This window comes from Citrobacter sp. MGH100 (assembly GCF_001034465.1).
GTDB lineage: Bacteria > Pseudomonadota > Gammaproteobacteria > Enterobacterales > Enterobacteriaceae > Citrobacter > Citrobacter youngae.
In genome coordinates, this window is sequence record NZ_KQ089801.1 from 1182168 (window position 1) to 1202342 (window position 20175).

Below are 20175 nucleotides of genomic sequence, written 5' to 3' on the forward strand. Positions count from 1 at the left end.
GTGATGGCAGAACATACATCCTCAACTCGTTTTTAGCACATATATTGTAATTTAGACTAAGAAATAACCTCCTGATGCCTCATTTGTAATTTAACAAAAATGCTTACTGCTATAATCTATACATCACACAAAGAGAATTTTTCAAATAGGAATTATCTCGTTTTAGCCCATATTAGATATACATTGAATTAAATACCTTTAACACCAGAGGTAATAAATTTGAATCTCAAAATAAACATTTATTTATGTTTGGCGATATTTATTGGTAAGATTTTTTTAGATGCTATTTTATTTAAAGGGTTTACGGTTGATAGCTGGACATATTATGACTTATCAAAACAAATATTTTCTGGATATGAACCATCTTTCATCAGACAGTATCAATATAATTCGTTACATAGCCCTTCGTTTCCTTTTTTCTATCCTTTACTGATACACTTCATAGACACCATTTTAAATATCGGAATTTACTCTTCACTGGTATTAAATATTTTAATATTAATAGCCTGTTGTATTGTTTCAGGAGCAATATTAAAAAAATTAAATTTAAATCAAGAACGACTAATAATAATCTCATTTATATTATTATACCCCCCCTTTTTTCAGGAGGTGGCTTATGGAAGATCAATACCACTGGCGACGCTAGAAATATTATTAATTAGCTATATTTTCATCTCGCAGCAATATCTTAGCACCAAGCAATTATTTACTATTGGCTTAATTTTTTCAGTATCCATACTGACACGTTTTGAATTTCTCATCTCATTTATAATTTTCACATTATGGGTGTTATTTAAAGAGAAAAAGGTAATTGGGAAAATTTTATTCTTAGTCCCACCACTAATATCTATTGTAATATGGATAACGTATTCTGAGCGATATTTCAATACGTTATGGATAACTGAAAGCTCTAAATTAGTGTTGATGCCACCCCAGTTTGGTGCTCTAGATTATGTACCATCAATTGAAAATAATAGTTTTTTAAGTTTCATAACAAATATCATAGTAAAAGAAATAAAAACATTTACTTCATTTATACTATGGGGGGCATTAACACCTACATTTATAATATTAGCATATCTGATTTATAAGTATATTTCTCATAAGAAAAATATGCTTATCACGTTAAAGGGATATATAGGTACTAAACTAATTTTCCTGATCGTTACTATTAGTTCAGTAGTGCCTATTGTAGGACTCACAGGATATACTGATGGTAGATATTTCTTTAACCTATACTTATTAATAACGCTTTTCTTACTTTATACAACGCCTGCAATTTACAGTAAAAATAAGATAACGACACTGTGTTTGATCTATACAATTATAATTAGTTCAGCCTGGACTATCGGGAGAACGGTAAAAAAAAGCATATCAATTGACAGCTCACAAGAATATATAACACTGATAGATAAAGATAACATACGGCAATGTGTTGAAAAGCATAATTTGGAGAGGATTTTGTTTATTACAGAAAATGGCTTTGAACAAGTATCTGTATCCGAAGACGCTATAACCAGTACAGCATTGTATTTTTTGTCTCCGACTAATATTGACAAAAATAATATCAATAGATTTATTCACGACTATAATATTGATGCCATTTACAGTAAGAATTCAATATTAACAGACTTACCGACTATTCAATGCACTAGTAAATTGCATATTATCAAAAAATGAAATTTTTCATATCAATTTTTAGTGGCAGTTTGTTATCACAAGTGCTTGGAATAGGCATCATGCTGGCTCTTGTGAAATTTTATTCAGTAGAAGCTTTCGGCCTTTATGCAACAATTATGGCATGGTCAGGCCTGATATCCTACGTCGGTGCATTACGACTGAATCTTTTGCTAATCACCAGTGATATCTATGAAAAGCGGTTGCTCTTTCGTGCTTGCCAGATACTATCGTTGAGTACAACGATAGTATCATCGCTAATAGTGGTTATCAGTGTTCTATTTTTCAACTTATCAATTATTTATATTTCTATACCAATCCTTATTTTTTGCTTCAACTCATTTGAGATTCTCTATGATTACCACACATCAACCGGTAACCATCGAAAACTAAATATAATGCAACTAAATAGAGTTATATTAGTTGGTTTATCACAATTAGCACTAATGAAGTTTCAGTATGGGCTTATTATCGGGACAATCATTGGCTCAACGATTGTACTGATTATTAGTAGAATCAAGTTTGATAATAGCAAAGAGAAATGGTTAGGCGCGTCAATAAGTATTGTCAGAAAAAATACTAAATATATGATTATCCATACAACATCATCGATGATTCCATCTATAGGAACTCATTTACCAATAATATTTATTTCCAGTTTCTTTGGCTATCATTCCTCAGCACTGTATGCAATCGCAGAAAAAATAACCACGGTCTTTGTCACGCTAATGAACTCGGCAATGAGTCGCGCAGTGCTTTATAGCCTCTCAAATAAAGAAAAAAGAGCATTATTTAAATATGGCATTATCGGCATCATATTAGGCGTTATATATATAATATCATCGTACTTTATATTACCTGCAGTTGTTTATCTAATTGGCAATAAATGGAGTGGTAGTATTATATACTTGCAGAGTTTATCTTTCTGGCTTGCGGCAATATTAATTCTGTCCCCCAGTTATAATCGCGCTATTTTTTTTACTGCTACAAAGGAAATTTTCTTTATCGATTTATTGAGATATGGATTGAAACCTATTTTCTATATAACACTCTCAGTAATAGGTATAAAGCTACATAACATTGTAGCTTTGACATCTGTCAGCATGTACATACTGGCAATAATAGTCTTTATATTTTTATCTTTAAGGTGGAAGGATGTCTCGAATAGCTTTTATCAAAAATAGTTTAGAGTATCTACCTGAGATCGAAATTTACAAAGATTATTTCTCCAACCTTGGGTTACAAGTATCTATCGTAGAACATCCCGAAGATATATTAAATGCAGATATATATTGGTTTTTTATGGGAGTGGAACATAAAAAGAAAGTATCAGGACTGCATATTCATGAATATGCTTCACTTTCCACTCCGCCCTACGGAATTGTAAAAGACAAAATAAAAAGATTAATAAATATCGTTCCAGATGGAAGAGTGTTTTTAAATGAAACAATAAAACAAAAGGCATTCTTTAACGACCATGTCCCATTTACATATAGAGATATGGGGGTTAGCGAACACTTCTTTAGGAAAAATAATAATATAACAAAAGAATATGATTTCGTGTACATTGGGAGTCTCTCAGCAAAAAGAAACATAAGAAAACTACTGCAGTGTTTTAGTGAAAAATATTATCAGTACACATTACTTGTGATTGGCGAATGCCCTAATGACTTATATAATGATTTTAAAGCCTTTCCTAATATAATATTTTCTGGTCGGCTAAATTACAAGGATATACCAGCATTAGCCTGTAAAGCAAAGTGTGGGATAAATTACACCCCTAATATTTACCCTTATAAATATCAGACATCAACAAAGGTACTAGAGTATTTAGCGATGGGACTAAACGTATGCTCAACTCGAATTGAATGGGTTGAGTCTTTTGCTAAAAATAAAAAAATTGATAACATTCAATTTTTCAATGAAAGCCTAATTGATTTTAGACCTGAGGACTATTTATCAAATGGCGAGTATTGGGCGCACATTAAAGAATATAACTGGGATAAAATAATGGATAAGGCCAATCTACTTAACTTTATCCATTCAATAATAAAAAATAGGAGAATTGATGAACATAACAAATGATTCTATCATTATTGGCGGAGGCTTTTTTGGTGTTTATATCGCTAACTATTTAGCTTCCCAAGGACATAAGGTCACTCTGTTTGAAAAAGAATCGTCTTTAATGGAGCGTGCCTCGTATGTAAACCAGGCTCGCGTACACAATGGTTATCATTATCCACGCAGCCATCTCACAGCATTAAGGTCCAGGGCATCATTCCCAATTTTCTGTAATGATTTTAAAGAATGTATTGATGATGAATTCTCAAAATTTTATATGGTCGGGCGCATTCTTGGAAAAGTAACTGCACGTCAGTTTCAGTTATTTTGCCAAAGGATAGGGGCGCCTTGTGATATCGCCCCACATTGGATCAGAGATCTAACGAATAAAAACCTAATTGAAGAGGTTTTTACCACTAAAGAGTATGCCTTTGACTCCCGAAAACTACGTTCTATTATGCTGTCCCGTCTGGCAGATAGCGGCGTAACCATTAAATATGAAACGGTTGTTACAGGTGTACAGGAAGAAAGCTCAGGCTTGACTGTCAAAACTCAAAATGTCAATGATCCTGATGGCGCATCAATCGAATATTACAAAACAAAACAAGTTTTTAACTGTACTTATTCGATGACGAATTTCGTCTTGCATGAATCAAAAATAGATTTAATTCCTCTCAAGCAGGAATTGACAGAAATGTGTATCGTAAAAGTTCCTGATATTTTTGAGAAAACGGGGATTACAGTGATGTGCGGACCATTCTTTTCTGTCATGCCTTTCCCTTCCAAAGGTCTGCACTCATTTAGTCATGTACGCTATACTCCCCATCATGAATGGAATGAAAGCAACGAAAGTTATTTCCCGTCACATCAATATTTTAATGAAGTACAGAAGAATACTCTTTGGCGCAAAACTATATCCGATGCTAGTCGGTATATACCTGTTTTATCTGAATGCGAATATAAAGAATCGATTTGGGAAGTTAAAACACTTCTGCCAAGAAGTGAAACCGATGATTCTCGCCCTATTCTTTTCAAAGCCAATCACGGTATGAAAGGCTTGCATTGCATTATGGGTGGGAAAATTGACAATGTTTATGATGTTATCACAGTAATTAATGAGTTAGGATTGAACAAATGAATTTAACTAGTGCTACAAAGAAGGATATTTTTGTATCAGTTGTACTATCCTGCAAAGATCAAGCAGAAGATCTAAAAAATAAAATTAGACCTATTAACGATCTTTTGTCAAAAAACTATGTCGATTTTGAAATCGTAATTATTGACAACCATTCTTTTGATGACTCTGAAACCTACATCACTTCTCTTCTCACTGAATTAGAGTCTATACGATATATTAGACTTTCTTCAGAAGTATCTGCAGATGTATCTCTATCAGCCGGATTAGAAAATGCAATAGGTGATTTTGTCGTATTATTTGATATTAGTACGGACCCAGTTTATGTCATTGAAAATGTAGTCGAAAAATCCCTTGCAGGCAGTGATGTAGTTATTGGTGTTGCTAAACAGAACTCATCTCTTGCGTACGCAATAGTTCGACCTATTATGAATCATTTCTTAAGTCGGATTGGTTATAAGTTGCCAAGAAATGCCACAAATCTCCGTTGTTTAAGTAGAAGAGCTGTCAATGCAGTAACGGCAAACGGTCGCTTCCATCACAAAATGATGATGAGAATATCTAATACAGGATTCACATCTACTACGGAGACCTACGAACTTGCCCAGGTTAATGAGAAAAAAATTCTTCTTTCAGGAATTCGTGACACGATTAAAATAATGATATTTAACTCAACGAAACCACTGCGCTGGATGAGTTTATTGGGAGTATTCGGTAGTTTTTTAGCATTTATTTTCAGCCTATACAGCCTAATTGTTAGAATAATTAATAATCATGTCATTGAGGGATGGACAACACAAATTATATTTATGTCAATCCTATTTATGCTTATCTTTACTATGCTGGCGTTCTTCGGGGAATATTTAGGTCGATTGCTTGATGACCGTTCCGAACATACTGATTACAATATAGTATATGAGAAAAACAGTTCAGTAATGATTGACTCACACCGCGTAAACGTATTAACAGAGTCAACTTCTGATGTAATCAATCTGGTTCAGACAGGGCGTAACAAGTAATGGAAAAAAATTATACCTGGGAAGTACCTGCATATACTGAGACAAGAGTAAGACCTAAACAGAATGACTATTGCACATTAATTTTCGTGATTAATGAAGGTGATAAACTAATAAAGCAACTGGCACGTATGAATGCTGCAAGAAGTTGTACAGATATAATTATTGCCGATGGTGGCAGCACTGATGGATCAACCTCTACTGAAAACTTAGAAAAGTATGGTGTGACAAGCCTGTTGGTTAAAACCGGTGCAGGAAAGCTTGGCAGCCAAATGCGTATGGGTTTCGCATGGGCACTTCTGGAAGGTTATAAAGGCGTTATTGTTGTCGATGGCAATAATAAAGATAGCGTTGATGATATTCCAAACTTCGTTCGCCAATTAGAAAATGGGATGGATCATATACAGGGATCGCGTTTTATTCCCGGTGGCAAACATGTAAATACTCCTATGTCACGACTCATCGGATTAAAGGTAATTCATGTTCCCCTAATGAGATTCTTCTCCGGTTTCAAATATACTGATACCACAAATGGCTTTCGCGCTTACAGCGCCAAATTTTTATCAGATGAGAACGTAGCTGTGTTCCGTAATATTTTTACTGGCTACGAACTTCATTATTACCTGGCGATACAAGCGGCTAAGTTAGGATTTAAATGCATTGAAATACCTGTAATGAGAACTTATCCTAAACATGGCAAGACACCGACAAAAATTAGTCCTATCAGAGGTAACCTACAGGTTATTGCCAGGTTACTACAAGTTTGCTTAGGAAAGTATGACAAAAAGTAGGTAAAGTTACCTGCTATTTTCTTTTCAAGAAGCTAGATAGAGACTATCTAGCTTGATTTTTATATAATTATGGGTTATCACAATGAATGCTCTAATTGGTTATACTGGCTTTGTTGGCGGAAATTTGCTTAAACAATACGATTTCGACGATTTATATAATTCAAAGAATATAAATGACATTCGAGGCAAGCATTATAATAGATTGTTCATCTGCGGAGTTCCGGCTGTAAAATGGTGGGCAAATCAGCATCCTGTTGAAGACTGGGAAAATATTAGCGGCCTCATTGACATTCTAAAAACCGTAACTGCCGAAGAAGTTGTTTTAATTTCTACGGTTGATGTATACCCTAATCCAATCGATTTTGATGAAGATAGTCAGTTATCCCGAGACACTGGACAGCCCTATGGATTACATCGTTTAAAATTCGAAGATTTTGTTACTCAGCATTTTACCAATGCTTATACTCTCCGTCTTCCAGGCCTCTTCGGCGAGGGTTTAAAAAAGAATATTATTTACGATTTTTTGAATAATAATCAGATTGAAAAAATTGATACCGGCAGTTCATTCCAATTCTACTGCCTCAATTTTCTTAAAACTGATATTGATAGAATGATCGAGAATAACATTCGCCTCCTCAACACATCTGTAGAGCCAATCCCAACGGCCGACATTGCAAAAATGATACTTGGTTATCCATATAAAAATATAACGAGTTCACATCCATCTCGCTATGACATCAAATCAAAGTATTCAACGCTTTGGGGACGGGAAAATGGTTACCTTTATAATAGGCAAGACTGCCTCGTTGAGTTAGAAAAATTCATTGAGGAATACCGTCGTGAAAAATAAAGGTCTATCCATTTCAAACATTGCATGGAATAGCGATGAAAACGATGCTGTGCTCGGCATCCTTAAAAAACATAGTATTGGTGCTATCGAAGTCGCGCCAGCAAAAGTTGTTAGCAATGTTCAGAATTTCTCTGATGATGAAGTTCTTTTATATAAAGAAAAAATGAATGATGCCGGAATCGTTATCAGCTCGATGCAGGCATTATTGTTCGGAGGTCCCTCCGGAAATATTTTTGGCAATCAAATTGAAAGTAATGCAATCCAGAATCATTTAAGCAAAATTATCCACATGGCAGGCCTTCTTGGTGCTGAAAAATTAGTCTTTGGTTCGCCTAAAAATAGATTAAGAAATGATATTTCATTTGCTAATGCAATAGAGATTGCAGCGAAGTTCTTTCAACCTTTGGCAATTAAAGCAAAGGATGTTGGTACCATGATTTGTATCGAGCCGAATCCAGAATACTATGGATGCGACTTTATTACAGACTCAAAAGAAGCTGTTGAGCTTGCATGTGCAATTGATCATCCAGGATTTGGTGTTCATTTAGATCTTGCAGGGCTAAGGTTATCTAAGGAAGACGTCTATAATAGAATTGCAATATTAAATGAAAAAATCGCACACTTTCATATAAGTGAGAAAGATTTAGCACCAATTGGTTTAGATATTGAAGCCCACAACCTGGCATGTAAAGGTTTGGAACACATAGCATACCATGGTTGGTTATCAATAGAGATGAAAAGATCAGAAATGCCATTGGTAGATATTGATTCAAGTATCTCGTTGGTAAAAGAAATTTACGGGCCAATATTATGCTAATCTTTGTTATTATTTTCAGCGTATTCTTCTCTTCATCATCTCAGCTTCTGTTAAAGAAAGGAGCCGCGCAAATATCTATTCCTTCTCAAATTGATTTAATAAATCTGACCAAACTTTTTAGTGAGCTGATTTTTAATTTTTATCTTGTTTCTGGTATCTTATTTCAAGTTGTTGCATTGTTAAGCTGGGTTTATGTATTAAAAAAGGTTGATGTGAGCTTCGCCTACCCTTTCATTTCATTAGGTTTTGTTTTTGTCATGCTTATGGGTTATCTGATATTTAATGAATCCTTAACACCAATGAAGGTAATTGGAACATTGGTCATTATACTTGGCGTAGTTATTATGGGGAAAGCATAACAAATGAAATCACTTCAGTCGTCTATAAAAAAATTATTCCTTTCCGATAAATGGCTAAATCTGTATGCTATTGGTATATCATTGCTTTCATTAATATGCGTAAGCATAATATATTATAATTCCGTATTATATTTTAACCGTGAACCTTGGGATGGGTCTTTTCAGACGCTATTCCCCCTTAGATCAATAGATATTGGTTCTTACCCAGCTATCGATTTTTCTTACTTCCATGGAAATGGTATCCCATATTTAATATATCCTCTTTATTACTTATTTTCACACATACTTGGTTTTGGTGTCATTGTGTCCGCATTGAATAGCACATTTATAGTAAATTGTGCATTCTTATACTTACCTATTTATTTTATATTGCGAAAAATAAGTAATTTCTCTACATCACTTATCTTCACGTTGTTCATTTCCATGTTGTTTGATTTTATACCTTACATTGGTGCTTATTTTTCACCTTTATTTTTAGGTGCACCAATGGCAGTAAGATTTTCTCCTCACATTCTATTAGCAATATGTTTCTATAATCTTATAACTTATTATGAAATTGCTGATAAAAAGAAAACATTAAAAACAGTTATAGTAACTCTCTTTGTTGCAGCCATTTCCCCCTTGCTTGGTGCAGAACAGGGGTTTTACGCAATTGCGGCATTTTGTTTAACTGTATTCATTTATTTTTTCATCCATGAAAAAAAGCGTGTCGCAGCTTTAGTCTATTCCGCATCTTTATTTATACTATCCATTTTAGCGCATGTGGCCATCCTTCTTATCCTCTTTCAAAGCCTGGAGTCGATCAGAGCCATAATAACAATCTCGAATGACCAAACCTGGGTTTTCGGCGTGTTCCCAAATTCATTTTTTGATTCATTCACCGAGTTATTCAGACTCGATAATATAAGTGCTGTAGTTACTCAGATTGTCACTTTGATTGCCATAATTTACACGTTAATAATTACATTTGTATACCGAAAATATAATTTAAACTCAAAATTTTACTATGCCTGCCTGGTAATGTTTTGGGGCGGGATATTATCATGGGCATCTAATTTAGGTTATATTGGTGCGCATCAGGCACCTCTTGAAATTAGATATATGACATTGTCGTTCTTCCCTATTCTGTTCTTTATTTTCACTGAAAATGCGAAACTAAAAAATGATTAATATTCTGAGAAATAAAGTTTTCACTCGCGCCCTTATTATAATTCTCTCTCTAATATCTCTTGCCTATTGGTATGGATATATGAGCCTGTCGAAGAGAAGCATTCCAAAAGACCAATATAATCTATCTCACGTCGAGGGAGTAAGATTATCAAAGCACCAGGATCTCCGTGGAGTAATTGGTTCACTTAATCAGAGGCATCAATATGGCGAATACTTATCCGAAGCCAGTTACTATATTTCCAGAGAGACTGGACAACGTTATTTACCAGATAATATCTCCTTTCCGACGTGGTTGAGATATGTCAACAATGATAAGGCATCATTATCTACAGTGCCTTTAGTCCCCATATGGAATCAGGATTACATTTTGGGTTTCAGTAATAAATCCACTTTCAAAATTTTAGAGAAAAACATTTTATTTCAACCAGGAGAGCCTCTAAAAAACGTATTCGTGGGTAAAACTGCCATTCTGAAAAATGATTATGCTGATTTTTATACTACTATTACAGATATAGATGGTTCCGGTAACATAACCGTCCAGGGTTACATTCCTTTCGACTTTTTTCCCAAGTCAATTCTTATCCCTTCGGGAAAGAAAAAGAACAAGCATATGATGTTTGAAAGTGACACTATGGGCTGGATACGTGGTGGACGATTTACACTGGACCCAACCGGATATACGTATGTCATCCGCCCAGTACCTTCTCTCAGTTTGTCCAAAACCACTTTAGAAGATGGAGATACGTTATCCTGGGATGGGATAAATGGACCTACATCAACACGTATTGAGTCTGTATACGGTTTTAACAATACATATATTGTTAAGCTAGATAAGAAACTTCCACCATATTTCGACTTCAGAAAAAACATTATAACTGTTACCCGAAATAAAGACGACTTTGATAAACAAGAAATGCTACTCAACGTCGATACAGACGAAATAAATGAGAAATTCTTTCTTGGTAAAAAGCGCAACATTAGTTTTGTAGTTTCTTCAATTAATGATATTGCGCCAGGTAGTGTAGTGGTTGCAGAAGGAAACAACGTCCCACTGTATGTATCTATGGTAGCTAAAGATAGTAACGTCATTACTATAGATTTATTTAAAAGCGCAGTTATCAAGGAATGCTTAAGTACAAAATCCAAACAAAGCTATGACAGTTGCCTTTATAACATCGACCTATCTAAATTTGAGTATACTAATGTAAAATGGGCAAAAGAAAATCTTGCGAATGATAAGAATTTTGATAGTTTTGGCCCATGGGAAATGTGGAACAAAGGTGGCGCTCTGAATATTCAATATGCCACAAATATTGTTAAGCGCATAGATATCCCTGCAGAAAACTCAAAAAATGAAAATACTATTGCAAGCAAACCACCACAAAAATCACTCAATGGTTTAATTTGGGAGATATACCCAGGTTCATTGCTAAATATATTTTATGGAACCCACAACCCTGCACCGACAGAAATGCTAATACACGTACTTGGTCGAGAGGCGAGGGATAAATACTATTCCTCTTTCGTAAAAACCAAACCTGAGTATATTTCATTTGCGAAGCCTGAGCGATTTACTCCCTGGTTGCTTAACTGGCATTGGCCATTCTTTAGGAATATGATCAACAACTATGATTTAGCCGTAGATAAGAGTGAGTTTTCATTGTGGCATCTAAACAATAATAACAAATGGGATGACTTCGGTCCGGAACAATTAAAAATGCAGGGTGACTTCTCTGTTAATAAGCCCATTGACCTTGATATCAGCAAATCAAAAACACAGTCATGTGATATAAAATTAATGACCGCAGTAGTAAAATATGATATTAAAAACCCGATATCATCTCTGCCGCTTATTGGTAAATTGACACGATACCTGATAGAAATTGAGAATACTGGCCTGCCATCAAATATGCCAGTTAGTTTACCATGGAGTGAACACACTTTCTCTTTCCCGATTTTTTATAGGGAGGGATTTAATCCAACGATTACCCCACGAACCTTATCTAACTTCCTTAATTTGACATCACTAACTATTAAGGAAATCACGCTTTATCAAGAAAATGTTGATGCCAAAAATATATACAGCTTATATTACGACTATCCTGCTGTTGGTGCTGCAGCAAGATATGAGTGTAATGATAGAAAGCACTGAGATAAGGGCTAATTATTCCGGTCAGTAACTATTGACTATTTTGGATAGTGCCGTTCACTTAAGATATTTTAAGTGAACGGTGCATGATGGGCTTGTCAGTAATTCGGTGAAACTGCCGATGTATTAAAGGTGATCGCTCAGGCGGTCACCAATCTCGATAATAAAATGGCTCATTGCCAGCCGCAAGTTCTGGATTGGCATACTCCATTTTTTCAACGCATCCTTGATCGCCAGATAAACAACCTTTCGTACCTAGTCATCTGTCGGGAACACTATGTGTTTCTTAATCGCCGCCCGGATCACGCTATTCAGCGATTCGATTGCGTGTGTGATGTAGATGGCCTTGCGGATGATCTCTCCCCGGTAAACAGTCCCTATCTAAACTGAAGGCTTCGGTCTTTCTTTCATTAAACAAAAAGATCATTCCGTCATGAAAAAGACCCACTATGCTGAAAAACAGATCGCGTTTGCGCTGAAGCAAGCCAAAACCAGCATCCAAGTGGAAAAAATGTGCAAGAGGATGGGCATTTCTTAGGCAACTTTTTAACTCTATGAACTACCTCCGTTTTGCAGGTACTGAATCTGGCTTGGGTTGTTGCTTGCATCTATCCGGCATCAGGAAAATCTGTGCCTAAATGGGTAATCAGCACACAATCGCCTCAACAACTGTACGGCCGCTGAGGCCAGTATAAAAATCTTGTTCCGATTGTGCAGGTGCAACCAGCCACCATTTCTCAGTACGCTGCGCAGAGGGAGGTAAGTAATATCGGCGCCCCGGACCTGCTCTGGTTCAGAGGCGATAACCTGTACAGGGCCAGGCTTTAGCAGGCCTGGATGCAGGTAAGAGTGATGATGGTTGTTAGTAGTTTTGTGATATACCCGCTTCACGGGTACCAGGAGCCGATATTCATCCAGCAGGTTAAACAGGCGGTCCCGCCCGATAGCCAGTGCTTTACCGGCCTGAGCATTCAGCAGGTAGTGCAGTGCCGGGTACGGGCAACAAAATCCGGAACCTTAGCATGATGCTCCTGCCTTTTATTACATCTTGTGTTGTACTGGTACCACGCCTGTCTGCTGTGCCCCAGGAACTAACATGCACGCGTAACTGTTATTTTGAGGGCCTGACTTTGCGTGAGGACTTGCCGGGCCGCTTTTTTACAACACTCACCCCGCAATCATTTTTCAGAACATTGATAACCGATTCAAAAAACTCAGCTTTCTGGTTTGCCAGCTTAAGCTATTCTTCAAGTTCCCTGATTCTTTGCTCGGGTGTAGGCGGAACAGCCGTCTGAGCCACTGGCCGTTTCCTCTTCACCAGGTCAGGAAGTGCGGGGCTCCAGTCAAGCCGGCCATATTTACACAACCAGACAAGAACGGTGGAGCGCCCTTGAATGCCATACCGCTGCTGGGCCTGCTTGTAAGGCATCTCGCCTTTTTCGACCTGCCCGACAACGGCTAATTTAAAGGATAGAGGATAATCACGTTGGGTGCGATTGTACCCGGTCATCATCACGTTCTCCGGACTTAAGCCAGGAACGCGTCAACGCTATTCAGGACGGGTCACAGACGAAAAAAAAGACGCTTTTCAGCGTCTTTTTTTCGGAATTTGGTACCGAGGATGGGACTCGAACCCACAAGCCCGTTAGGGCACTACCACCTCAAGGTAGCGTGTCTACCAATTCCACCACCTCGGTACAGAATACTTAGTGCGGGATATCGCTGGTCGGCTGAGCCGGAGCAGCTGGCTGAGTTTGCTCGGTTTTCGCCGGTGCGCTCAGATTTTCCCACTCACTTCCTTTATTGGTCTTATTGCTGTTCATGTTACCCAGCACCAGACTGATAATGAAGAACAGAGTTCCTAACACAGCTGTCATACGGGTCATGAAGTTGCCAGAACCACTTGAACCAAACAGTGTACCAGAAGCGCCTGCGCCAAAAGAGGCTCCCATATCAGCGCCTTTGCCTTGCTGCAGCATGATCAAGCCTACCAGGCCAATTGCCACAATAAGGAAAACTACTAAAAGAGCTTCGTGCATAATCAACCTGTTCCTTGCGGAGTTGCCGCGTACAATGCTTCGACCATTAAAGCGGGAATATTTACTGTTTCCCACTGAAGCGGGTGTGAATACTAACCAAAGCGAATAACCTTCGCAAGGGCAATTTGTTAGCATTGTATCAAGTGCGGAAAAAATCGCCACATCAATCAAAAACGCAGCAACTTATCCCAGCATCGCTGCATTACTGACCGCTGATCGTCAAGGTTTGCCCAAACAACAATTGGGATCTCACAAACCAGATCCGAATTTTCTGGCCAACACTGAATGATCTCCTGATTCACCAGCTCCTCAGCCACCATTGATTCAGGTAACCATGCCATTCCCATATGGCGCAGTACCATTTCTCGTATTGTTTCGCTTAGCCCAGTCTCAAACACTTTTTTCAACCGTGGGCGCACTCGTTGTTCTGCCGGATCAATAATACGTCTGACAAAGGTATAGTCGCTGTAGCATAGCCAGGGGATCGCGGTATGCGGATCATCCAGTTTGTCCGCGAGGTGCGCAGAAACCACCGGGATAAAACGCTCATATCGCCATAAAGAACGTTTCAGCCCTCCGGCAATCTCCAGCCCCGGTTGTGAAGAGGGTAAATCGTACGTCACCAGCATATCAATTTGCCGGTTTATCAGGGCATTAAAGTGATTATCAATCCCCTGGATGCTGGCATTTACCGTGAAGTTTAATTGCGGTTCACTTTGGCGCAAATAGTTGATCATATCCGGCAAGATATTCACCGACAGCGTATGCAGGCTAACCATTACCAGCGTATTGTCCGTTGCTGGCATCATCGCCGACAGCTCGTGGCGCGCCTCTGTTAACGTGCTGAGGACGTGCCTGGCATAAGGTTCAAAGCGTTCGCCATAACAGGTTAGTGTAACGGGCGTCGTGGTGCGGTCAAACAGCGGGACCCCCAACATCTCCTCCAGAGCCTTTATACGTCGGCTTAGCGCGGGTTGGGTGATATGCCGCTGTATCGCTGCCTGGGAGTAATTCCCATACTGGCTCAACGCCAGAAAATCTTCTAACCACTTCGAATCCACGTCTCATTCCCCATCATGCCATAACCGTATCCACCGATGACAAATCGGCAATAGTCACAGTTATAGTAATGGCTTTAATGTGGGCATCATAACAACAATATTCTGTTTCACCTGCCGACTCTCACCCTCGACGTTTGACAGGACCGATATGTTTACTTTACTGACCAATGCCCGCGTTTTTTCTCCGGAGGATTTAGGCCTCTGTTCCCTGCTCATACATGCCGATCGCATTGTGGCTGTTGAAAAAGATATTGCACTCTTTGATGGTGTCAAAGAGGTCATCGATTGCCGCGGTAAGTGGGTAATTCCCGGAATTATCGATCAGCATGTTCATCTTACCGGAGGCGGCGGTGAAGCCGGCTTTGCCAGCCGGACGCCCGCCGTCAAGCTGCGCGATCTGATTCAGGCGGGTATTACCACGGTGGTTGGCGTGTTAGGCACCGATGCCATTTCTCGTTCGCCCAAAGACCTCTACGCTAAAATGCAGTCTCTCAACCTTGAGGGATTACGTGCGTTTATGCATACGGGAGCCTATGCCGTTCCCAGCCCAACCATTACGCGATCCATTCGCGATGATATGGCATTTATCCCGGCAATCCTGGGTGTCAAAATCGCCCTCGCCGACCACCGTGGCTCTTACCCCTCTTTCCAGGAATTATTGAGGATAGTCAGTGATATCCGCGTGGCTTCACTGCTGGCCGGAAAAAAAGGGTTGCTGCACGTACACCTGGGCAATCTGCCGGAAGGGATGTCACAGCTGATGGAACTGTGTGATGCCGGTATTCCAATTCATCACATTTCACCGACGCATGTCGCGAGGACAGAAGCATTGTTCGAACAGGCTATCGCTTTCGCACATCGCGGTGGCCATATCGACGTGACGTCTGGCGGCAGTCGATTTATGCCCCAGGAGCAAGTGATTCTCCACGCGCTGGAATCACAGGTTCCGGCCGATCGCATCACCATTAGCTCTGATGGCAATGGCAGCGTGCCGCGCTTTAATGCGCAAGGCATCGTAGAAGGGTTAAGCGCCGCGCCGGTAGCTGGCAACCTCAACCTGCTGCCTCGTCTGATTGATGTCGGTATTCCAGTGTCTCAGGCGATCGCGATGTTGACGGCGAACGTCGCACGCTCACTGGGTATTTCTGGCGGCGTACTTTGCGCAGGAGAACGTGCTGATATTTGCGTGCTCAATGACGACCTCTCACTGGCCCACCTGTTTGCCGCTGGAAAGCCGCTACTGCGTGATGGTGAGTGTCTGGTTACCGGCAACTTCGAGTAAGGGGGCGAGAATGTCATTATTACTGGCGCTACTCGCCATCATTTTTGCCGGACGTCTGATCCTGAAAAAGTACCACCCTCAGTCGGTGTTGCTCTTAACCGGGATCGTACTACTGCTTGTCGCGCATTTTAGCGGGATGACCACGCTCAGTAACCTGGTAAAAAAGAGCACCGGATTTGGCCCCTTTGACGCCTTTGAGTTTATTCGCGACACCCTGAGCGTGCGTCTCGGCGGTCTCGGGCTACAAATCATGCTGATAGGTGGCTTTGCCACCTATATGTCGGCCATTGGCGCAAGTCAGGTGCTGGTGCGCGTCACATCCCGCCCCTTGCAACGTCTGAACTCCCCTTACCTGCTGCTAGGGCTGGCCTTGCTGCTGGGCCAATTTCTGTCGCTATTTATCAGTAGCGCCACCGGACTGGGTCTGCTATTGATGGCAACGCTTTACCCCCTGCTGACCCGTCTTGGCTGCAGCCGCGCCGCCGTTGCTGCAGTTATCGCCAGTACCTGTGCCGTTGAATTTGGCCCGGGTTCCGGGAACTCAGTTCTCGCCGCTAAAACGGCGGGTATCGAGGTAGTTAACTATTTTGTTCAGGATCAGTTACCGATCGTTGTCCCCGTTATTCTGTTCATCGCCCTGCTGCATATTGTTGTACAACGCTTTTTCGATCGCCGGGAGAGCGATGACAATACCGCGCAGCAAATGCAGACATTAACCTCAACCGAAGAAGCTGAAGCGCCGGTTGCCTGGCTATTCCTGCCGATGTTACCGCTGGTGTTGATGCTGGTGTGCAGTGATTTAGTATTCAGCTCACTCAAAATTACGCTCGATACCGCCGTACTGATAAGCCTGGCCATTACCCTGATTTGCGAATATTGCCGCCATCGTAAAGCTCGCGACGTGATGGCTGGCGTACAAAAAGTCTTCGACAGCATGGGCAGTGTGTTTGCCACGGTAGTCACGCTGATTATCGCCGGTGAAGTCTTCTCCGCCGGTCTGAAAGCGATTGGTGCGGTTGATGCGCTGCTGTCACTCTCAGGAGAATTTGGCCTCAGCGCAGCTTCCATAATCTTGCTGATGACGCTAATCACCTTTGCGATTTCAGCGTTGATGGGCTCCGGAAATGCAGCATTTTTCTCCTTCGCCCCGATGGTGCCGGATATCAGCCGCCATATCGGCAGCGACGTGGCGGTTATGATGCTACCGATTCAGATCTCAGCGGGCATTGGACGGACATTGTCGCCTATTGCCGGCGTGATTATCGCCATCGCCGGGATCGCAGGTGTATCACCGGTGGATATCGTTAAACGCACCGCAATTCCGATGCTGGGAGGATGGCTGCTGATGATTGCGCTGACATTCGCCCGATCCGGACACTTGTTGGCGGTTCTCCCGTGGCTGAGCGTCCTCGTGCTATTGATGGTCGGTGGCTACTTCTGGCAGCGCCGACGTAAACAGCCGCTTGCCGTACAGTAAAAAAAAGCCGGAGTCTCAGACTCCGGCTCTCACTTTCTTCGGGATTACGCCGCTTTCACAGCATCGGCAATACGGTGGGCGAATTCAGTCACCTGCGCTTCGTCTTCACCTTCAACCATCACACGGATTAATGGCTCAGTGCCCGACTTACGCAGCAGTACGCGTCCACGGTTACCCAGTGCCGCTTCAACCTCTGCCATCACCGCTTTCACGCTTTCGTGTTCCAGCGGATCGCCGCTGCCTGCGGTGTAACGTACGTTAACCAGCAGTTGCGGGAACATTTTCATGCCGCTGCACAGATCGTGCAGACTCATATGGTTACGCACCATCGCTGCCAGTACCTGCAGACCCGCCACAATACCGTCACCGGTAGTGGTTTTGTCCAGCAGGATCACATGACCTGAGTTTTCCGCGCCGATACGCCAGCCTTTTTCCTGCATTTTTTCCAGCACATAGCGGTCGCCAACTTTCGCACGGGCAAACGGAATACCCAGTTGTTTCAGCGCCAGCTCGAGGCCCATGTTGCTCATCAGAGTACCCACCGCGCCGCCGCGCAGTTGCCCCTGGCGCAGCGCTTCACGAGCGATGATGTACATGATCTGGTCGCCGTCGACTTTATTACCTTCGTGATCAACCATAATGACGCGGTCGCCATCGCCGTCCAGCGCAATACCCAGATCGGCTTTTTCCGCGATTACGCGAGCCTGCAGCGCACGAACATCGGTCGCGCCGACTTCTTCATTGATGTTCACGCCGTTCGGTTCACAGCCAATCGCAATGACGTTAGCACCCAGCTCGCGCAGTACATTTGGCGCAATGTGGTACGTTGCGCCGTTAGCGCAGTCCACCACAATTTTAAGCTCGTTCAGGCTCAGTTCATTCGGGAATGTGCCTTTGCAGAACTCAATATAACGACCGGCAGCATCGACAATACGACTGGCTTTACCCAGTTCGGCCGAATCCACGCAGGTGATTGCTTTTTCCATCTCCGCTTCAATTGCTTCTTCAACTGCATCCGGCAGTTTGGTCCCGTCGATGGAGAAGAATTTAATCCCGTTGTCATAAAATGGGTTGTGAGAAGCGGAGATAACAATCCCGGCTTCAGCACGGAAAGCACGCGTCAGATAAGCAACGGCAGGTGTTGGCATGGGGCCGGTGAAAGAAGCTGACAACCCCGCGGCAGCCAGGCCCGCTTCCAGCGCAGATTCCAGCATATAGCCGGAAATACGCGTATCTTTACCGATAATGATTTTTCGTGAACCATGACGTGCCAGCACTTTTCCTGCCGCCCAGCCCAGCTTGAGCACAAAGTCAGGAGTGATTGGAGCGTCGCCTACACGACCACGAATCCCATCGGTGCCAAAATATTTACGATTACTCATAGCGTTTGTTTTCCTTTGCAGACAATGTGGCTTCCACCACACGCATCGCTTCTACGGTTTCTTTGACGTCATGGACACGAATAATCTGCGCTCCCTGCATTGCGGCAATGACCGCGCATGCAAGGCTGCCGCTCAAACGCTCAGATGGACCCACATTGAGCAATTGGCCAACCATTGATTTTCGTGACATCCCTACCAGCAGCGGCAGATTAAAATGATGAAATTCCGCCAGACGAGCCAGCAATGTGTAGTTGTGAGTAAGATTTTTACCGAATCCGAATCCTGGGTCGAGTAGCAATTTATCTTTTGTGATTCCGGCCCGTTCACAACGTGCTATTTGCTCAACAAAGTAACGATTTACCTCAGCAAATACATCCTCATACTTCGGTGCTTCCTGCATAGTTTTCGGCTGCCCCTGCATATGCATCAGGCAAACCGGCAATCCAGTTTCTGCCGCAGCTTCCAGCGCGCCCGGCTCCGAGAGTGAGCGAATGTCATTAATGATATGTGCGCCCACTCTGGCGCACTCACGAATGACCTCTGGTTTTGAGGTATCTACCGAAATCCACACTTCAAAACGTTGAGCAATTGCCTCCACCACCGGGATCACTCGCTGCAGTTCTTCTTCCACGCTAACATCCGCCGCTCCCGGTCGCGTAGACTCACCACCCACATCAATGATAGTCGCCCCTGCGTTAATCATCAGATTTGCGTGTTTTACCGCCTCAACCAGAGAGTTGTGCGCCCCGCCATCAGAAAAAGAGTCTGGTGTGACGTTTAAAATCCCCATGACGTGGGGATGGCTGAGATCCAGCGAAGATCCCTGAGCAAAGAGTTTCATAGTGTTATCCCTGGTATATACCCATCGTCTTTCAAGCTGCACCTGCGTTAGCTTTCCTCGCTCACCCC

The 20175-nt window shown here is 41.6% G+C and carries 17 protein-coding genes, 1 tRNA gene and 2 pseudogenes; 13 read left to right on the forward strand and 7 right to left on the reverse strand.

What is annotated here, in order from left to right:
* Nucleotides 1-219: 219 nt before the first annotated feature.
* The 11 genes from SK32_RS17250 (at nucleotide 220) to SK32_RS17300 (ending at nucleotide 12028) form a co-directional block, all read left to right on the forward strand.
* On the forward strand, nucleotides 220-1680 hold the full coding sequence (locus tag SK32_RS17250) for a hypothetical protein (protein WP_168216434.1): 1461 nt from the start codon (nucleotides 220-222) through the stop codon (nucleotides 1678-1680).
* Entirely contained in the window at nucleotides 1677-2861 is a 1185-nt protein-coding gene (locus SK32_RS17255) for a polysaccharide biosynthesis protein (protein ID WP_048213395.1), read from the forward strand. The genes SK32_RS17250 and SK32_RS17255 overlap by 4 nt, the downstream gene beginning before the upstream one ends.
* Nucleotides 2833-3762, forward strand: a complete 930-nt coding sequence (locus SK32_RS17260) for a glycosyltransferase (RefSeq protein ID WP_048213396.1) — start codon at nucleotides 2833-2835, stop codon at nucleotides 3760-3762. The genes SK32_RS17255 and SK32_RS17260 overlap by 29 nt, the downstream gene beginning before the upstream one ends.
* Nucleotides 3746-4876 carry an FAD-dependent oxidoreductase gene (locus SK32_RS17265; protein WP_048213397.1) on the forward strand — a complete coding sequence of 377 codons (1131 nt, stop codon included), beginning with the start codon at nucleotides 3746-3748 and terminating at the stop codon, nucleotides 4874-4876. Before SK32_RS17260 ends, SK32_RS17265 begins: the two co-directional genes overlap by 17 nt.
* Entirely contained in the window at nucleotides 4873-5892 is a 1020-nt protein-coding gene (locus tag SK32_RS17270; protein ID WP_048213398.1) for a glycosyltransferase, read from the forward strand. Before SK32_RS17265 ends, SK32_RS17270 begins: the two co-directional genes overlap by 4 nt.
* Nucleotides 5892-6680, forward strand: coding sequence for a glycosyltransferase family 2 protein (locus SK32_RS17275; RefSeq protein WP_048213399.1), 789 nt, complete (start codon nucleotides 5892-5894; stop codon nucleotides 6678-6680). Before SK32_RS17270 ends, SK32_RS17275 begins: the two co-directional genes overlap by 1 nt.
* Before the next feature lie 82 nt (nucleotides 6681-6762).
* Nucleotides 6763-7530, forward strand: coding sequence for an NAD-dependent epimerase/dehydratase family protein (locus SK32_RS17280; RefSeq protein WP_053065235.1), 768 nt, complete (start codon nucleotides 6763-6765; stop codon nucleotides 7528-7530).
* Nucleotides 7520-8347, forward strand: coding sequence for a sugar phosphate isomerase/epimerase family protein (locus tag SK32_RS17285; protein WP_048213401.1), 828 nt, complete (start codon nucleotides 7520-7522; stop codon nucleotides 8345-8347). The genes SK32_RS17280 and SK32_RS17285 overlap by 11 nt, the downstream gene beginning before the upstream one ends.
* Nucleotides 8341-8706: an EamA family transporter gene (locus tag SK32_RS17290; RefSeq protein WP_048213402.1), complete on the forward strand. Its 366-nt coding sequence runs from the start codon at nucleotides 8341-8343 to the stop codon at nucleotides 8704-8706. The genes SK32_RS17285 and SK32_RS17290 overlap by 7 nt, the downstream gene beginning before the upstream one ends.
* 3 nt (nucleotides 8707-8709) lie before the next feature.
* A complete protein-coding gene (locus SK32_RS26085; protein ID WP_048213403.1) occupies nucleotides 8710-9876 on the forward strand; it encodes a hypothetical protein in 1167 nt (388 codons plus the stop codon).
* On the forward strand, nucleotides 9869-12028 hold the full coding sequence (locus SK32_RS17300) for a hypothetical protein (protein WP_048213404.1): 2160 nt from the start codon (nucleotides 9869-9871) through the stop codon (nucleotides 12026-12028). The genes SK32_RS26085 and SK32_RS17300 overlap by 8 nt, the downstream gene beginning before the upstream one ends.
* 123 nt (nucleotides 12029-12151) lie before the next feature.
* On the opposite strand, the pseudogene SK32_RS25055 reads toward SK32_RS17300, so the two are convergent.
* From SK32_RS25055 to SK32_RS17325, 5 genes and pseudogenes are all read right to left on the reverse strand, one after another.
* Nucleotides 12152-12379: pseudogene (locus tag SK32_RS25055) on the reverse strand (transposase); the annotation flags it as partial.
* A gap of 390 nt (nucleotides 12380-12769) precedes the next feature.
* A pseudogene (locus SK32_RS25790) lies at nucleotides 12770-13538 on the reverse strand (IS3 family transposase); the annotation flags it as partial.
* A 97-nt stretch (nucleotides 13539-13635) separates the two neighbouring features.
* Nucleotides 13636-13722, reverse strand: a tRNA-Leu gene (locus SK32_RS17315).
* Nucleotides 13723-13731: 9 nt separating this feature from the next.
* Nucleotides 13732-14064: a preprotein translocase subunit SecG gene (gene secG, locus SK32_RS17320; protein ID WP_006687886.1), complete on the reverse strand. Its 333-nt coding sequence runs from the start codon at nucleotides 14062-14064 to the stop codon at nucleotides 13732-13734.
* A gap of 167 nt (nucleotides 14065-14231) precedes the next feature.
* A complete protein-coding gene (locus tag SK32_RS17325; protein WP_048213406.1) occupies nucleotides 14232-15125 on the reverse strand; it encodes a LysR family transcriptional regulator in 894 nt (297 codons plus the stop codon).
* Between the two features lie 148 nt (nucleotides 15126-15273).
* On the opposite strand from SK32_RS17325, the gene iadA reads away from it, so the two are divergent.
* Together iadA and dcuC are read left to right on the forward strand one after the other, a co-directional pair.
* Nucleotides 15274-16407: a beta-aspartyl-peptidase gene (iadA, locus tag SK32_RS17330; RefSeq protein ID WP_048213407.1), complete on the forward strand. Its 1134-nt coding sequence runs from the start codon at nucleotides 15274-15276 to the stop codon at nucleotides 16405-16407.
* Nucleotides 16408-16417: 10 nt separating this feature from the next.
* Nucleotides 16418-17884 (forward strand): C4-dicarboxylate transporter DcuC, encoded by a 1467-nt coding sequence (gene dcuC / locus SK32_RS17335; RefSeq protein ID WP_048213408.1) that lies wholly within the window; start codon nucleotides 16418-16420, stop codon nucleotides 17882-17884.
* A 44-nt stretch (nucleotides 17885-17928) separates the two neighbouring features.
* Here the strand turns inward: dcuC and glmM are convergent, their stop codons facing one another.
* Together glmM and folP are read right to left on the reverse strand one after the other, a co-directional pair.
* Nucleotides 17929-19266: a phosphoglucosamine mutase gene (gene glmM / locus SK32_RS17340; RefSeq protein ID WP_048213409.1), complete on the reverse strand. Its 1338-nt coding sequence runs from the start codon at nucleotides 19264-19266 to the stop codon at nucleotides 17929-17931.
* The gene (gene folP, locus SK32_RS17345; protein WP_048213410.1) at nucleotides 19259-20107 is read right to left on the reverse strand and encodes a dihydropteroate synthase; all 849 of its coding nucleotides are present in this window, start codon (nucleotides 20105-20107) and stop codon (nucleotides 19259-19261) included. The genes glmM and folP overlap by 8 nt, the downstream gene beginning before the upstream one ends.
* Nucleotides 20108-20175 lie beyond the last annotated feature (68 nt).

Excerpts from the sequence above, each read along its gene's own strand:
- glmM (WP_048213409.1), bottom strand. The coding sequence starts at position 19,266 with ATGAGTAATCGTAAATATTTTGGCACCGATGGGATTCGTGGTCGTGTA.
- SK32_RS17280 (WP_053065235.1), top strand. The coding sequence starts at position 6,763 with ATGAATGCTCTAATTGGTTATACTGGCTTTGTTGGCGGAAATTTGCTT.
- SK32_RS17255 (WP_048213395.1), top strand. The coding sequence starts at position 1,677 with ATGAAATTTTTCATATCAATTTTTAGTGGCAGTTTGTTATCACAAGTG.
- secG (WP_006687886.1), bottom strand. The coding sequence starts at position 14,064 with ATGCACGAAGCTCTTTTAGTAGTTTTCCTTATTGTGGCAATTGGCCTG.
- iadA (WP_048213407.1), top strand. The coding sequence starts at position 15,274 with ATGTTTACTTTACTGACCAATGCCCGCGTTTTTTCTCCGGAGGATTTA.
- SK32_RS17265 (WP_048213397.1), top strand. The coding sequence starts at position 3,746 with ATGAACATAACAAATGATTCTATCATTATTGGCGGAGGCTTTTTTGGT.
- SK32_RS17275 (WP_048213399.1), top strand. The coding sequence starts at position 5,892 with ATGGAAAAAAATTATACCTGGGAAGTACCTGCATATACTGAGACAAGA.
- SK32_RS17260 (WP_048213396.1), top strand. The coding sequence starts at position 2,833 with ATGTCTCGAATAGCTTTTATCAAAAATAGTTTAGAGTATCTACCTGAG.
- SK32_RS17270 (WP_048213398.1), top strand. The coding sequence starts at position 4,873 with ATGAATTTAACTAGTGCTACAAAGAAGGATATTTTTGTATCAGTTGTA.
- SK32_RS17290 (WP_048213402.1), top strand. The coding sequence starts at position 8,341 with ATGCTAATCTTTGTTATTATTTTCAGCGTATTCTTCTCTTCATCATCT.
- SK32_RS26085 (WP_048213403.1), top strand. The coding sequence starts at position 8,710 with ATGAAATCACTTCAGTCGTCTATAAAAAAATTATTCCTTTCCGATAAA.
- dcuC (WP_048213408.1), top strand. The coding sequence starts at position 16,418 with ATGTCATTATTACTGGCGCTACTCGCCATCATTTTTGCCGGACGTCTG.
- folP (WP_048213410.1), bottom strand. The coding sequence starts at position 20,107 with ATGAAACTCTTTGCTCAGGGATCTTCGCTGGATCTCAGCCATCCCCAC.
- SK32_RS17300 (WP_048213404.1), top strand. The coding sequence starts at position 9,869 with ATGATTAATATTCTGAGAAATAAAGTTTTCACTCGCGCCCTTATTATA.